The organism is Peribacillus sp. B2I2, assembly GCF_041261685.1.
Lineage (GTDB): Bacteria > Bacillota > Bacilli > Bacillales > DSM-1321 > Peribacillus.
Map to the genome: position 1 here is coordinate 3,496,427 of NZ_JBGCCB010000001.1, position 15,730 is coordinate 3,512,156.

The 15,730-nt window shown below is 40.7% G+C and carries 18 protein-coding genes; all 18 read right to left on the minus strand.

The window, feature by feature from the left end; all coding sequences use genetic code 11:
• Positions 1 to 177: 177 nt before the first annotated feature.
• Complete coding sequence (gene aroA / locus ABIE66_RS17195) at positions 178 to 1,464, minus strand: 3-phosphoshikimate 1-carboxyvinyltransferase (protein WP_370015687.1); 1,287 nt, start codon at positions 1,462 to 1,464, stop codon at positions 178 to 180.
• A gap of 23 nt (positions 1,465 to 1,487) precedes the next feature.
• A complete protein-coding gene (locus ABIE66_RS17200) occupies positions 1,488 to 2,591 on the minus strand; it encodes a prephenate dehydrogenase (RefSeq protein ID WP_289315833.1) in 1,104 nt (367 codons plus the stop codon).
• 47 nt (positions 2,592 to 2,638) lie between these two features.
• A complete protein-coding gene (hisC, locus tag ABIE66_RS17205) occupies positions 2,639 to 3,751 on the minus strand; it encodes a histidinol-phosphate transaminase (protein ID WP_289315832.1) in 1,113 nt (370 codons plus the stop codon).
• 81 nt (positions 3,752 to 3,832) lie between these two features.
• Entirely contained in the window at positions 3,833 to 4,201 is a 369-nt protein-coding gene (gene aroH / locus ABIE66_RS17210) for a chorismate mutase (protein ID WP_095389661.1), read from the minus strand.
• 24 nt (positions 4,202 to 4,225) lie between these two features.
• Positions 4,226 to 4,735 carry a 3-dehydroquinate synthase family protein gene (locus ABIE66_RS17215; protein ID WP_370015688.1) on the minus strand — a complete coding sequence of 170 codons (510 nt, stop codon included), beginning with the start codon at positions 4,733 to 4,735 and terminating at the stop codon, positions 4,226 to 4,228.
• Between the two features lie 40 nt (positions 4,736 to 4,775).
• Positions 4,776 to 5,306 (minus strand): 3-dehydroquinate synthase family protein, encoded by a 531-nt coding sequence (locus ABIE66_RS17220; RefSeq protein WP_370015689.1) that lies wholly within the window; start codon positions 5,304 to 5,306, stop codon positions 4,776 to 4,778.
• 3 nt (positions 5,307 to 5,309) lie between these two features.
• Positions 5,310 to 6,482 carry a chorismate synthase gene (gene aroC / locus ABIE66_RS17225; protein WP_289315830.1) on the minus strand — a complete coding sequence of 391 codons (1,173 nt, stop codon included), beginning with the start codon at positions 6,480 to 6,482 and terminating at the stop codon, positions 5,310 to 5,312.
• 249 nt (positions 6,483 to 6,731) lie between these two features.
• A complete protein-coding gene (locus ABIE66_RS17230; protein ID WP_370015691.1) occupies positions 6,732 to 7,505 on the minus strand; it encodes a CheR family methyltransferase in 774 nt (257 codons plus the stop codon).
• Positions 7,506 to 7,665: 160 nt separating this feature from the next.
• Positions 7,666 to 8,112: a nucleoside-diphosphate kinase gene (gene ndk / locus ABIE66_RS17235; protein ID WP_034308008.1), complete on the minus strand. Its 447-nt coding sequence runs from the start codon at positions 8,110 to 8,112 to the stop codon at positions 7,666 to 7,668.
• A 96-nt stretch (positions 8,113 to 8,208) separates the two neighbouring features.
• Positions 8,209 to 9,171, minus strand: a complete 963-nt coding sequence (hepT, locus tag ABIE66_RS17240) for a heptaprenyl diphosphate synthase component II (RefSeq protein ID WP_289325608.1) — start codon at positions 9,169 to 9,171, stop codon at positions 8,209 to 8,211.
• 34 nt (positions 9,172 to 9,205) lie between these two features.
• Entirely contained in the window at positions 9,206 to 9,916 is a 711-nt protein-coding gene (locus ABIE66_RS17245; RefSeq protein ID WP_289325609.1) for a demethylmenaquinone methyltransferase, read from the minus strand.
• A 3-nt stretch (positions 9,917 to 9,919) separates the two neighbouring features.
• Complete coding sequence (locus ABIE66_RS17250; protein WP_370015692.1) at positions 9,920 to 10,750, minus strand: heptaprenyl diphosphate synthase component 1; 831 nt, start codon at positions 10,748 to 10,750, stop codon at positions 9,920 to 9,922.
• Between the two features lie 247 nt (positions 10,751 to 10,997).
• Complete coding sequence (gene mtrB / locus ABIE66_RS17255) at positions 10,998 to 11,246, minus strand: trp RNA-binding attenuation protein MtrB (RefSeq protein WP_370015693.1); 249 nt, start codon at positions 11,244 to 11,246, stop codon at positions 10,998 to 11,000.
• Between the two features lie 21 nt (positions 11,247 to 11,267).
• On the minus strand, positions 11,268 to 11,834 hold the full coding sequence (gene folE, locus ABIE66_RS17260; RefSeq protein WP_285766234.1) for a GTP cyclohydrolase I FolE: 567 nt from the start codon (positions 11,832 to 11,834) through the stop codon (positions 11,268 to 11,270).
• A 301-nt stretch (positions 11,835 to 12,135) separates the two neighbouring features.
• Positions 12,136 to 12,408: an HU family DNA-binding protein gene (locus tag ABIE66_RS17265; protein WP_034308023.1), complete on the minus strand. Its 273-nt coding sequence runs from the start codon at positions 12,406 to 12,408 to the stop codon at positions 12,136 to 12,138.
• Positions 12,409 to 12,912: 504 nt separating this feature from the next.
• Entirely contained in the window at positions 12,913 to 14,391 is a 1,479-nt protein-coding gene (gene spoIVA, locus ABIE66_RS17270) for a stage IV sporulation protein A (RefSeq protein WP_289315825.1), read from the minus strand.
• Positions 14,392 to 14,622: 231 nt separating this feature from the next.
• The gene (locus ABIE66_RS17275; protein WP_370015696.1) at positions 14,623 to 15,348 is read right to left on the minus strand and encodes a hypothetical protein; all 726 of its coding nucleotides are present in this window, start codon (positions 15,346 to 15,348) and stop codon (positions 14,623 to 14,625) included.
• 13 nt (positions 15,349 to 15,361) lie between these two features.
• Positions 15,362 to 15,559 carry a DUF2768 domain-containing protein gene (locus ABIE66_RS17280; RefSeq protein WP_284470311.1) on the minus strand — a complete coding sequence of 66 codons (198 nt, stop codon included), beginning with the start codon at positions 15,557 to 15,559 and terminating at the stop codon, positions 15,362 to 15,364.
• Positions 15,560 to 15,730 lie beyond the last annotated feature (171 nt).

The window sequence follows — 15,730 nt, forward strand, 5'->3', positions numbered from 1 at the left end:
AAGGTTACTAGTTAATTCTCCATGATCCATTCATTCTCCTTTTTGATCAGGAATCCCTTTTTCTTAATTTTCATGATTAATACAGGCAAAAACGCCTAAATGTTAGCGCTTTCAACACTTTAGAGCGTTTAAAAAAAAAGTTTACAGACCAAAAAGGTTTGTAAACTTTTTTAATATTTACTTTATCAATTCCGTCAAATGCTCAAAAAATTGTGGATATGATACATCTATGGCATCAGGGTCGGCAAGTTCCACTTCCCCATTCGTTATCAAAGCTGCAACAGCGAGCATCATTCCGATACGATGATCTCCATGGCTTGTAACCGTACCTCCATTTAGGGCATTACGTCCTTTGATAATCAATCCGTCTGCTGTCGGAGTTATATCTGCCCCCAGGATGGAAAGCTCGTTTGCGACCGTATCAATTCGATTGGTCTCTTTCACTTTTAGTTCTGCTGCATCCTTGATTGTCGTTATCCCTTCAGCCTGTGTTGCCAATAGTGCAATTACCGGTATTTCATCGATGAGACGGGGAATTAGATCACCGCTGATGGTGGTTCCTTTTAGTCGGGAGCTTCTGACAATGATATCTCCTGCAGGTTCACCTACGCCCGTCTTCTTCTCAATCGTAATGTCCGCCCCCATCGATTTCATGACTTCGATGATTCCAGTTCTGGTCGAATTAAGACCCACATTCTTTAGTACCACTTCGCTATTTTCCGTAATCGCTGCAGCCACCATGAAGAAAGCCGCTGAAGAAATATCACCCGGCACATGGATGGCCGTTCCTTTGAAGACTTGATTTCCGCTTACTTTAATCGTTTGACCGTCTTTTTCGATTTTCCCGCCAAACTCTTGGATCATTCGTTCTGTATGATCACGGGTCTCTTCCGGTTCGATAATGATCGTTTCCCCTTCAGCCTGTAGACCAGCCAGGATTATCGCAGATTTGACCTGCGCACTTGCCACAGGTAATTCATAGCGAAACCCTTGTAGTTTGCCTCCTCTTATGAAGAGCGGGGTATATTCGGCTCCTTTACGGCCATTAATGACCGCTCCCATCTGACGAAGTGGGTTGACCACCCTTGTCATTGGACGTTTGGCTATCGATTCGTCACCTGCCAAAACAGCCGAAAAATCTTGACCCGCCAAAATGCCCATCATTAACCTGATCGTTGTACCCGAATTTCCGACATCAAGCACTGCTTCCGGTTCCTTTAATCCATTAAAACCCTTGCCTTCAATTCTGACGTGCTGGCCTTCTTGTTCGATATGGACTCCAAGCTGCTTAAAACAGGAAATCGTACTTAAACAATCGGCTCCTGGAAGAAAATTAGAGACTGTCGTTTCCCCCTCGGCAAGGGCTCCGAACATTATCGAACGATGGGAGATGGACTTGTCTCCCGGTATGGCAATCGAACCACGTAATGACTGGATGTTCGTTTGTAATTTTTTTGTATTCATACAACCATCCTTCCCTATTAATATCATGCTAGGATCGTTTCATAATCTGTATGTCTTGAGATACAATCCGCGGCTTTTATGCGATCAACATCCGTTTGGAAGCTGATGACCAGCACTCCGTATATCTCTTCCCTGGTTTCTATGATCCTTATGTTTGTAATACTGATACCTTCTTGTGCCAAATATCCGGTAATTTCAGAAATTATCCCGGCATAATCCGGTATATCGATATATAAGTCATAAAACGCTGGTATGGCGCCTTTCGCATGGGTTGGCAAATCATCCCTGAAAATCTTTGCATCAGTAAAGAATCGAAGGATTTCTTCACTATCTTCATCTGCTACCAGCCCTTTTATATGCTCCATTTCATTAAGCCAATCATTCATTAATTCTAGTAACACATCCCGGTTATGTAACAAAATGTCACGCCACATTTCCGGACTGCTTGAAGCAATTCTTGTAATATCCCGAAAACCACCTGCTGCAAGCCTTGAAATCAACTTATTTTCCTTACTATAATTTTCTGCCTGCTTAACAAGCCCTGATGCGACAATGTGCGGAAAATGACTAATGACTCCAGTCAGTTTATCATGGGTAGCAGGAGTGACAACCAAAAAGTTCGCTCTTGTCCCTTGTAACCACTCTTTCAGTTGCTCCACTTTTTCTTCTTCGATGGAATCGCCGGGAGTAAGCAAATAAAATGCATGTTCAAATAAATGAAGTTTGGCTGCTCCGGCACCGCTTTTATGGGAACCAGCCATAGGGTGCCCTCCGATGAAGGCCACCCCTTTATCTATCAATGGTTTTGCTGCCTTAACGACTGTATCCTTCGTACTTCCTGCATCCGATATGATTACATCACTTTTTAAATCCATTTCAGCCAATTGAGCTAAAATCTTGACGGTTTCATTTACAGGCACAGCAAGTAGAATCAAATCAGCTTCACATGCTCCCGCTTCCAGAGATGATACAGAATCATCAATGATCCCCAATAGCATCGATAGTTGAATATTCTTTTCACTTAGGTCCGTACCAACAATCACGGCTTCAGGATGTGCATGGCGTACAGCCATGGCCAATGATCCGCCAATTAGACCTAGACCTATTACAAAAACCTTTCCCTTCACTCTTCTCTCCCCCGCATCTTTTATGCTCCTCTAGGTTTGATAAAACCTTATAGCAGCGAATCAGAAGGTGCCTCAACTTCATTCAAGAAAGTTTTAATAGCGTTAATCATTCCTTCATTTTCTTCAGTAGAACCAATTGTTACCCTTAGGCTGTTAGGAAAACCGAAAGATTTCCCCGATCTTGCAATGTATCCGCGCTCAAGCAAATATTGAAACACCATGTCGGCATCCTGTTTAAAATGGATAAAGATAAAATTACCTTGTGACGGGTAATAAGCTAAATTTTCTTTACTGCAAAATTCATAGTACCGCTTGAGCCCCTTCTGATTTTCTTCCTTGCATTTTTCAATGAAAGCTTGATCTTCCAAAGCGACTATAGCAATATTCTGTGCGAATGTGTTGACATTGAATGGTTCCCGGGATGGATCCAGTTTCTGAATGATATCCTCATCAGCTAATCCGTACCCTACCCTAAAACTGGCTAGACCATAAATTTTTGAAAATGTACGAAGTATGATCAAGTTTTTAAATTTATTAATCCATTGATTCGTTCTCGGGTAATCCTCAGCCGTTGCATATTCACAATAAGCTTCATCCAGAACGATAAGAACATCTTCCGGAACTTTTTCGATGAACGATAATAAGTCCTGTTCCGAGATATATTTACCTGTAGGATTATTTGGTGTACAAAGCCAGACAACCGCGGTTTTTTCATCTATAACTTTTAGCATTCCTTCTAGATCATGAGCTCCGTCAATATGAGGAACTTCCCTGATTTCCGCACCTTCAAGCGTGGCATTATGGCGATACTGCGAAAAAGTGCCTGTTGCCATGACCGTATTCTTCCCGGCTCCCAATATGCTTCTGGATATGATTTGAATGTTCTCATCAGATCCATTCCCAAATATAAGCTGAGTTTCTTTCACACCTGTATGTTTTGCAACAGCTTCCCTAAGCATCGTTGCATATCCATCCGGATAGATGGCAAAAGAATGGGTTGAATTCCTAACGGACTCCTTGACCTTTTCCGAACAGCCAAAAGGATTTTCATTTGAAGCTAATTTCGTGATTTTTTCCAACCCGTATAATTTTTTCACTTCATCAGTGGATTTTCCCGGTTGATAAGACTTCAAGGAAAGGACCGCTTCATTCCATTTCATGTCAATCACCTCTATATTTTTATCACTTTAAAGTAAGAAAGTGTGAGAATAGTATATCATATTCATAGCTTTAAAATCATCTTATATCTGCTTTGTCAAATCTGGCCGTAATACCGTAGCCCCTGCCTGATATACATGCTGTATCTCTTTTTGAGATTTCGTCGTATTTACGTGAATCATGACCCGGATGCAAAATGGCAAGGAATTGCTCACCGGTATTTCTTTCATGCATGTAACCGGTACATAAGTCCAGCCTTCGAATTTCCTCAAGGCTTTGGCAGGGAAGACAGAACGAATCTCTTCCGTAGCAGAAAAAAATACAGAAGCCACCATATCGGGATCAATCTCGTTGACCTGAATGATCTCTGCCATCAACTTTTCGACAGCTGAAATCACTTCCATTTCTGTGTCTCTTTCTACTGTAGTGGCACCCCTTATTCCTCTTATCACACATAGTCCCCCTTCTCCTGAACTCTATATCATATCCGCCATTTCCTCTATCAGATCAGAGTCGCCTATATCCATTAGTTGCGGTGACCCCACTTCGTTTAGCAGGACAAAGGTAGCTGCATCATTGACTGATTTTTTGTCCGTTTTCATTAATTCCAGTAGCATTGCATGTTCAAGTCGGGTTGGAATGGTCATTTGATAACCTAAAGAAGAAACCCAATTAATAAACTCATCCAGTTTAAAATCGAGACCCACTTTCTTTTTGCTTAATTTAAGAGCATATACCATCCCGATTAAAATGGATTCCCCATGCGTAAAGTTTCCATATCCCATTGAACCTTCCACTGCATGCCCAAGCGTATGACCAAAATTCAAAAAGGCACGAATGCCGGTTTCCTTCTCATCCTCTTCGACAATTTTAGCTTTGATGCCGATCCCTTTTGTAATCATTGTTAGGAATTGCTCATCCGTAATATCATTCAAATCCACAATATTCGACTTTAACCATAGATAAAACTCATTATCGGCTATCAAGGAATGTTTAATGACTTCGGCAAAACCTGACCTTAATTCTTTAAGCGGCAGGGGTTTTTAAGAATTCAAGATCATATATGACCGCTTCAGGCTGGTGAAAGGCACCAATCATATTTTTTCCTAGTGGATGATTGATGGCAACCTTGCCGCCCACTGCACTATCGTGGGCGAGCAAAGTCGTCGGTACCTGTATGAATGGAATCCCTCTCATAAATGTAGCCGCAACAAATCCAGCCAAGTCACCGACCGCACCACCACCAAGGGCGATAATCAATGACTTGCGATTAAGCTGTTGGGATAAGCAGTAGCTTTGACATTCATAAAACACATCGAAAGTTTTAGCATGCTCCCCCTCTGGCACAACATGATGCAGGACAGGTTTCCCCGTCTTGACAAGGGCGTTTTTCACAGTTTGCAAATGAAGTTCCGCCACTTTCTCATCAGTTATAATCAGAATCTTGTTTAGATGATTTAATTCATGTGTTATTAATTCGGGCAATTCATTAATCGCCTTCTTGCCAATTAAAACCGGATATTGCTTGGAAGCCGTTTTTATTTGGATGGATTCCATGATTTAAAACTCCTTTACTTCTTCCCGATAAGATCTAATGTATTCAGCTAATTGCTCATATCGATCTGAAGGGAATTGATCAACGATGGCAGCCGCCAGTTCCCACGCAACTACTGCCTCGGCAACTACTGCCGCTGCAGGAACTGCACAACTATCGGAACGTTCCACACTTGCTTCGAACACTTCCTTCGTGTCAATATCAACACTTTTCAAAGGTTTATATAAAGTAGGGATCGGCTTCATTACACCGCGCACAACTATCGGCATTCCCGTTGTCATACCGCCTTCAAAACCGCCGAGGCGATTGGTTTTCCGGTAATAACCCTGTTCTTCATCCCATGCGATTTCATCATGGACATCACTGCCGAATAGATGGGCCGCTTCGAATCCAAGACCTATTTCCACCCCTTTAAATGCATTGATGCTCATTATCGCTGCTGCAAGTTTTGCATCAAGCTTACGGTCATAATGCACATAACTCCCTACACCCACCGGCATTCCTTCTACAATGACTTCAACGATGCCTCCGATGGAATCTCCTTTTTGTTTCGCTTCATCAATTGCATCCTTCATTTGTTGCTCTACATTTTTGTCAAAACATCTTACAGAAGATTCTTCTGTCACCTGTTGCAACTGCTGAATCGTTTCGTATTTGGGGGGTTCTGCCTTCACTCCACCAATTTCCAAAACATGCGATGCCACTTCTATTCCCAATAGAGACAATAGCTTTTTAGCGACAGCCCCAGCTGCCACCCTTACAGTCGTTTCACGGGCTGAAGACCGTTCCAAAACATTTCTCAGATCACGGTGACCGTATTTAATCCCACCGTTCAAATCGGCATGACCAGGGCGAGGGCGGGTGATTTTACGTTTGATTTCTTCAGCCTCTTCCTCTGAAAGCCCTTCACTTCCCATGATCTTTGTCCAATGCTTCCAGTCGTCGTTCTCAACCACCAAAGCCACCGGTGAACCTAGTGTGTAGCCATGTCTGATTCCCGAAGATATGAAAACCTGATCTTTCTCGATTTGCATCCTTCTTCCACGCCCATGCCCTTTTTGCCGGCGTCCTAATTCTTGATTAATATCCTCATTCGTTATCGGCATTCCTGCCGGTAATCCCTCAATTATAGTAGTCAGTTGCGGACCATGTGATTCTCCCGCTGTTAAATATCTCATCTTCCAGCCCCCTTTTAGCACTTTAAAGTGTATATGTATCAATATACCACAATTTTATGAAATGTGGGTATATGTAAAACGTAAAAACCATATTGTTTGAATTTAATCACTTTTCTATCTATTTTACAAGTACTTAAACATTTTCGATATAGTTTAATCTTTCAAATTGAAGTTCTACTGGATTTGCTATTACACGACAAACGAAAAGGGACTGAATGCTCTGTGCAGAATCAGTCCCTTTCAAGGTATTTACTTTTTCTTATAAAAAAATGTGTCGATCGTTTCAAATTGATATTTTCCTGGGGTGAATATTTGCTCGGTGCTTCCTACAAAAAAAACCCCGCCGCCTTTTAGTGATGCACTGAATTTTTCATATAATAAACTTTTGGCTTCTTCAGTGAAATAAATCAAAACATTGCGGCAAACGATTAAATCGAATCCCTGTTCGAACCGATCTGCGAGAAGGTTTTGCTTTTTAAATGTCACTCTCTTTTTGATTTCATCATCGACACGATAAAAATCCGCTTGTTTTTTAAAGTATTTCCTTTTTATTTCTTCAGGTACTTCATTTAAGGATCGGTCAGGATAAATTCCCAATTTCGCACGCGCCAATACATTTTCATCCAGATCCGTCGCCACTATCTCTATCTGGTTAATTGGAACGAGATTGGATAGTATCATTGCAATCGTATATGGTTCCTCACCAGTAGAACAGGCGGCACTCCATATTTTCAACTTTTTTTTGCTTCCTAATAACCCAGGAAGGATTTTTCGCTCCAACACTTCCCATCTTTTCGCATTTCTATAAAATTCTGAAACATTAATTGTCATTCTATCCAAAAACTCATTTAATACTCCCGGACTTGTTTGAATGTCTTTATAGTATTCACGAAATGAATGATATCCTCTTTTTTCATATAGAGAAGTTAGTCGCCTTTTCATTTGCCCTTCTTTATATGATGCCAAATCAATCCCTGTCAACATTTTGATATTACGAATAAACTCTTCATATTCTCGAGGCATTCCTACGACTCCCCTGCACATAATTATTTTAAGTAGTTCTACTCTTTATATATCGGAAAATGCCATATTTTCTTTAAATTAAATAAGCTCAAAACAAAAAAAGCGGGTTCCATCTCATAATGACGATGGAACCCGCTTTTTTTATGTGTGTTCGTATTAATTAATAAACCCACTCGTTTACAAGTTTTGAATACTCAACAAGTTCTTCTTCTTTGAAGAATAAACCGATTTCACGTACAGCGCTTTCAGCTGAATCAGATCCGTGAATGATGTTTTTGCCAACAGTTACGGCAAAATCACCACGAATTGTTGCTGCAGCTGCATCTTTAGGGTTAGTAGCACCCATCATTTGACGTGCAGTAGCGATTACATTTTCACCTTCCCAAACCATTGCGAAGACAGGACCTGAAGTAATGAAGTCCACTAATTCGCCAAAGAAAGGACGTTCTTTGTGTTCGCCGTAATGTTGCTCAGCCAATTCCTGAGAGATGACCATTAATTTTGCTCCTGCAAGAAGGAAGCCTTTCTTTTCAAAACGGGAAACGATTTCACCGATTAAATTACGTTGAACGCCGTCAGGTTTAACCATTAAAAATGTTCTTTCCATGAATGTCACTCCTAATATGTATCATTGTTATTTGCCTATATAAGGCAATCCTTTTAGAATATTACCATTGTTTGATGAGTTTCGCAACTCCCAGTATTAAAACTTTCTTTTTCCGATATTTTTCGCGATATCGGATAAAGTTTTTCTGGCTTTAATTGCAGGAAGACCTTTCAACTCAGTAAAAGCCTTTTCTAAATACATATCACTGATCCTCGCAGCCTGTTCAATGGCACCGGATGATTTTATCTCATTGATTATGTGGGACATTTCGTCTTTTGGCGTATCTTCCCGAACTGTTTCGATAAGCCTTTTCAACTTTGGATCTTCCATTGCAATCAAAACTGGTAAAGTGATATTTCCTTGAATCAAATCACTTCCGGCTGGTTTACCAAGCTCTTCTTCCGAAGCTGTAAAATCCAATATATCATCGGTGATTTGATAAGACATACCGACATAATATCCGAATTTAAATAGCTTTTGGTGAATTTTCTCTTCAACACCGGCTGAAATGGCTCCCAACTGGCAGCTGGATGCAATGAGTAATGCCGTTTTTCGTTTGATCCTTCTAAAATATATCCGCCAATTCTGTTCGAAATTGTATTTATCTTTTATTTGTTCAATTTCCCCAAGGCATAGTTCAACCATAGTATCAGCAAGAATTTGATGCGCAAGGGGCGACTCGATCACCGCCATCATTTCCAGTGCACGAGCAAAAATGAAGTCGCCTGTGTACATGGCGACGCGATTATCCCATTTTGACTTAATGGTGGCAGATCCCCTGCGTAAATCTGCATCATCTACAACATCATCATGCACAAGGGAAGCTGTATGGATCAGTTCCAATGTCGCTGCGACATGCTTTACGACATGTATATCATAATCGCCAAACTTCGCACCCAAAAGGACGAATACCGGACGGATCCGCTTTCCACCGGATTGCAGTAAATGTAGGGAAGCCTCCCTTAAAACAGTGGAATCCGCTTCAATTGCGGCTTCCAGTTCTTTTTCTATTAATTGCAAATCTGCATTCAAAAACGAATACATCATTTTAAATTTCATACATTCCACCCAGCTTTGTCCATTCCTATTATGCTTATTTTGAAGGCTTGTACCCGAAATGTGTTGCTGCAACACCGCCGAAATGGGCCTTGTAACTGACATTATCCATTCCTGCCTGCTTGAACATGCTTTCAAGCTTTTTCATGCCTGGGAAATCTCGAGCTGATTCCTGCAACCATGAATATTCGCTATAACTTTTTGCGAATAATTTGCCGAACATGGGCATGATGAAACGGAAATAAAAGTAATAGCCCTGTTTAAAGCCAAGCATCGTTGGCTGTGAAGTGTCCAGGCAAACGACCATTCCACCTGGCTTGGCTACCCGGTTTAACTCTTTAAGCACTTGCATGTAATCAGGGACATTCCGCAGCCCGAAACCAATCGTGACATAATCAAAGCTATTATCCTCAAAAGGAAGTTCCATTGCATTCCCATGCATTAGGGAAACTTGATCTAAATTGAGTTCTTTCACCTTTTGTTCGCCGATTTTCAGCATGTTTTTACTAAAATCGAGACCAACAACCTTTCCTTCCGGTCCTACTTCGTTAGCAAGGGCAATGGTCCAGTCTGCTGTTCCACAGCATACATCAAGTGCATGGGCGCCTTTTGGGACATTCATGATGGCCATTGTAGCCTTCCGCCATTTAAGATGCTGTTTAAAGCTGATGAGGGAATTCATCTTGTCATAGTTTCCGTAGATCTTTTCGAAGACATGATGAACTTTTTGCTCTTTAGACTGCTCCATGACTCACCCTTCTTTCACATATGAATTTGCTATACTCTCTGTTTCTTCCAAGATGACTTTCACTCTATCAAGAAGTTCATCATCAAACTTTGCAAGTTTCCGCATCGAGCACTGTACGGATTGCCTGGCATCCCTCAGGCACTTATCGAATTGGGCCCGTACCTGTTCTTCTTTTTCCGAAATGAGTACGTCCCCACTAATCGAGTCATCAAAAGGCATTGCCCTTAGGACATCAAAAACTATAGATTGACCCGTTTTCAGATAGCTCCGCTTCTCGGCATGCAGCCTTTTCAAAAGCAGCAGATCTTCCGATATGTCTATCCAGGCAGGCTCATTATAGTAATCCGCCAGTTTATGGATCAGCGAAGCCTCGATCGCTTTTATCGTCATTAAAAGCGTTGGTACATCATTAATGGACCCTTGTTGATAAAGAATGATTTTATTATCATTTATTTTTTTTATTGCGCTTGAAAGTATACGGATCATATCAACATTACCCACACTGGCAAGCCCTTGATAGTATAAGCCACTATAGTAATCTCCAGCAAGCACTTGTAATTGGCGATTTTTCAATACCTCAGGCAACTCGATTCCATCACCCGAATTCGAGACGATTTCATGGGTATCCAGAGCTATTTGCACTAACATGGTTGAAATGATGTATTGATTCCGTTTTTCGTTTAAAACGTCCAAATCGTTAAACAATCCCCAAAGCAATATCAGTTTATCTTCGTCCAAGCTTGGCTTTTGTATGTGCTTCAATAAATATGGATGTTGAGCTTTCGTTTCTATTAATCGTTTTAATTGCCTTATGTCGTCCGTTATGTTTAACAATTGAGATCACCCTTGCATCCCCGAAAGATAATTTTTTTCATACATATTGGTTTCTGTCTGTGTAAAATACACATTATTATACCATAAAAACAATCAGATGAAATGGACAACGTTTATAAAATGAAACTTCCAAAAATAAGGAAACCTTCATCATTTGCTCTTCAAGAAAATGGATGCGGGAAATTTACGGCTTGTTAAACGCGATATCAGATGATTGATTTATATTTAACCAATTAAATTGGAGCTATCATTTGTCAGGTGAATTCTTTTTAGAATCACTTTCTATCTCCCCGAATGGAGTATAAATTTTTGCATGGCCCCTGATTTTAATCGCCGAGGTATGCTCTGTGAATTGTGCGATCATCACCTCTCCTGAGTCAAGTTTTTCGGAGTGATGAAACTTGGTGTCCGTACCTCTTGTTAACCCGATGACATTCACACTATCCTCAATGGCTTTGATTACGACAAAATCATTCAGAATCTTTTTTTCATTCATTTTTTTCCTGCCCCCATGTCCTTAGTCTTTTATGAATGCCAGCACTTCCGCTCTAGTGCGGTGATCCTTCGCAAACGTTCCCCTTACAGCTGAAGTCACTGTTTTAGATCCGGGTTTTTTTACACCTCGCATGGTCATGCACATATGTTCAGCCTCTACTACAACCATTACACCATGAGGCTCAAGCTTTTCCATTATCGAGTCAGCCACTGTCGAAGTGATCCGCTCTTGAAGTTGCGGACGCTTTGATACAGCCTCAACCGCCCGTGCCAATTTACTTAACCCAGTTACTTTTCCGTTTTTCGGGATATATGCTACATGTGCTTTTCCGTAAAAAGGGACTAAATGATGTTCACAGACTGAGTAAAACGGAATATCCTTTACAAGTACTAGTTCTTCATGATCCTCTCCAAAAACAGTATCGAAATACTCTTTTGGATCCTGATTAAGTCCAGAAAAAATTTCTTCATACATTCTGGCTACACGGCCAGGAGTATCAAGCAATCCTTCCCTCGTTGGGTCTTCCCCTACAGCCTCAAGAAGCATTTTAACCGCTTCTTCTATTTTGGCATGATCAACATTAGCCATTTATAGTACCTCCTAAAAAATCATTAATATTATGTATTCAGAATAAAATTCAAGGCATTACACCCTGACATCCATATTTCCTATTATCAAGGCCACCCATTCCCACTTGCAATGACGCTCTTGAAAGGCAGTTTCCTCGGAATCGGCTTTTTTGTAATGGCTTTTGACGGATTTGCCATTTACAGCGTTTCTGAAATATTCACTGTCTTTTATATTATCACAGATAGAAATTAAGAAGCAAAAAAAGGGCCGCGTTTTCACGCGGCCCTTTTCGGTTAAGCACCCGTATGTAATGGTAGAATTACTTCACTGCATCTTTCAGTGCTTTACCAGGTTTGAAAGCTGGCACTTTGCTAGCTGCAATTTCAATTTCGTCACCAGTTTGTGGGTTACGGCCTTTACGAGCCGCACGTTCACGAACTTCAAAGTTACCAAAACCAATCAATTGGACTTTATCACCGTTTTTTAGAGCTTCTAAGATTGTATCAAAAACAGCATCAACAGCTTTTGTAGCGTCTTTCTTAGAAATTTCAGTTGCTGTAACAACTTCATTAATCAATTCTGTTTTGTTCATGCCATTCACCTCCTCCCAAAAGGATTCTTTATAAAAAATCATTATTACAACACTATAATAGTGATTTGTTATTAGTTTCGGTCCAAAAAAATTCATTCCATGGAAATCAAGGATTACCAAGCCGAATTAATTTCCAAATAATGCATCCGGAAATTTGGAAATAGGTTGAAATCGCTGTTATAACGCGTTTTCTGTATGTAGATTATCACAAATCCTATTAGCTTAGCAAGGGAATTCAAAAAATAATGGGAATCTTTTCATTAATAATTGTATATATTATAAATTTTGTCTTTCGCTATTCATCATTTCCCTTTTTTATAGAAATTAAACTTATTATATTACTGAAAATCGCTTAACCACAGGGTTTTTTCAAGATTTTACTAAAAAACAACTGGTTTTTTCAAATATTGGCCTTCATAAGGGGTATTTTTCTTGGGATACTTTCGTCCATTGCATGCAAAAAGACCAATCCATTGAAGGAATTGGTCCAGCTTTAAAACGTTTTTATAAGATGATGGCAATCAATCCCCCACTGCCCTCATTAATTATTCTCTCCAGTGTCTCTTTCAATTTATAGCGCGCATTGTCTGGCATCATCGCTAATTTCACCTGTATGCCTTCCCTTACATAGGAACTTAGGCTCCTGCCAAAAATATCAGAGTTCCAAATGGAAAGTGGATTGTCTTCGAAATCCTGCATCAGATACCGGACCAATTCTTCACTTTGCTTTTCCGTCCCGATGATTGGCGAGAATTCGGATTCGACATCGACCTTGATCATATGGATGGAAGGAGCTACAGCTTTTAGCCTTACACCGAACCTGGCTCCCTGACGGATGATTTCCGGTTCATCAAGACTCATATCGTTAAGGGAAGGTGCTGCGACACCATATCCGGTTTGTTTGACCATTCTCAGTGCATCTGCCACCTGATCATATTCTGCTTTGGCATACGCAAAGTCCTGCATCAAAGATAACAGATGATCCTTGCCCCGAATCTCCACACCGACTATTTCCTTCAGAATATCATCATAGAGCTCATCAGGGGCGTACAGGTCGATTTCCGCAACACCCTGCCCCATCTCAATGCCTGCAAGCGCGGCACGGTCAATGAACTCGAATTCATTAAAATGACCGACAACACGATCTACGTCCCTCAGGCGTTTAATGTCCTTAACGGTCTCTTTAACCGCTTCCTGGTAACTTTCCCTTAACCAATGATCTTCTCGCAGAACCATTACCCAGCTCGGGAGATTCACATTGACTTCGAGTACCGGGAATTCGTAAAGGGCCTCACGCAGTACGCTGTAAACATCCGATTCCCGCATTCCTTCGACACTCATGGCCAATACAGGGATATCATACTTTTCCTGCAAGGATTCCTTCAGTGCTACCGTATTTGGGTGGTGAGGCTGAACGGAATTGACAATCATGATAAATGGCTTGCCAACCTCCTTCAGTTCTTCAACAACCCTTTCCTCCGCCTCTAAATAATCACTACGAGGAATTTCCCCTATTGACCCATCCGTCGTAACGACTACACCTAATGTGGAATGATCCTGAATTACTTTGCGAGTACCTATTTCAGCCGCTTCATTGAACGGAATCGGCTCTTCATACCAAGGCGTGTGAATCATGCGGGGACCATTTTCATCTTCATACCCTTTAGCCCCAGGTATTGTATAACCGACACAATCGACTAAACGAATGTTAACTTCGAGCCCTTCAGCTACCTGAATCGATGCTGCCTGATTGGGTACGAATTTTGGTTCTGTCGTCATGATCGTCTTTCCAGCAGCACTTTGAGGCAATTCATCCTGTGCCCTTGCACGGTCGGCCTCTGAAGGGATATTCGGAATAACGACTAACTCCATGAATTTTTTAATAAATGTGGATTTCCCAGTCCTGACGGCACCGACCACCCCCAAATAAATATCGCCACCGGTCCGTTCAGCTATATCTTTAAAAATATCTACCTTTTCCAAGGTATCCCCTCCCGAATTAGAGTTTTGGGATTTCGTTTATCCATTTGCTTTTATTTAGGACACTATATATCTATGATGTTGTCCTAAAAATTTATTCCAATTATTTCCCTGGTTCATTCCCTTCCTCCACCAGAAATTTTATATAAGGGTTGTTATTTTAAAAGTAAGATGAAATAAAGATAAAGAAATAACCCTTCCCCTACAATATATTTTGTAGAAGAAGGGTTATGCCTATTTTGTAAGAAATATTGGATTATTTGTTTTTTCATCAATTGTATATGGCAATGAATAGGCTGGTACGAACTCCGAACTCTGCACTAGCAGGTCCCGGATATCCTCACCTGGCTTGACTTCCCCATCATGCTTCTTTAATGCCTCAAGTAAATCCGGGGTATAATCAACAAAAATATCACCTTGGCCATCGACTACAAGATATAAATCTTTTTGTGAAAATGGACTCGTGACCGTAGGAGCTTCCTTCAGGCCCATTTTTTCATAATCGAGCGTAAAGACATTATCGGATAACCTTTCCTTAAATGGCGGGTATCCATTGCTTTGCTGATAAGCAGTCAATCTCAAGGAAATATCCTGAATCTTCTGTGCCATCCTGACATCCAACAGCTTTACAGTCGGATCCTTTTCGGCATTAACGAGGATGTATTGAAAGACACCTCCTGATTCAAAGGCATTGTCCGGCGGTTCAGCCATGTACCTCGGCGAGATCTTAGAAAACTTTATGACATATTTTTGATAAATCGGTGTCTCTGCATCTTTTGTAACGATGGGCAGTATGCCGCCCTCGTCTTTCTGAAATTGATCGACTGCACTTTGGACGGATTGTATTTGCTCTTTATAAGGCAGTTGGTTTTGCATTTTTTGCTTCTCCGGATATAAACAGCCAGATAATGATACGGAGATGCATAATAAACATAATATTTTGAAAAAATTCTTCATCATTTCTCCTCACCTATCAAGTGGTTGGCCCGCTAAGAACAACGATAAGGATGATCAAGCCGGCTAGAATCATAAGTATGTATGCGATAATTGCTGTCAAGCCTCTCCAAAAACCTTTTAATTTATAACGGCTTAAGTAGATTAGAAATATAGAGATAACCATAAAGCCCATAGCTATAAAGGATATCCACATTTTTTGCAGAGCAGGTGTCATATCTTCATCACTCCTTTTTCCAGAAATTATTATAACATACCAAATTACGTTAAAGGAATTAAATCATTGTCCAAACTGTGTAATTCTCGTTTTCATGACTAATTTTCGCAAAAAAAAATTTCTGAGGTGCGGTTAAATAACGAGAAATATGTAATGAATTTTCCATACTTT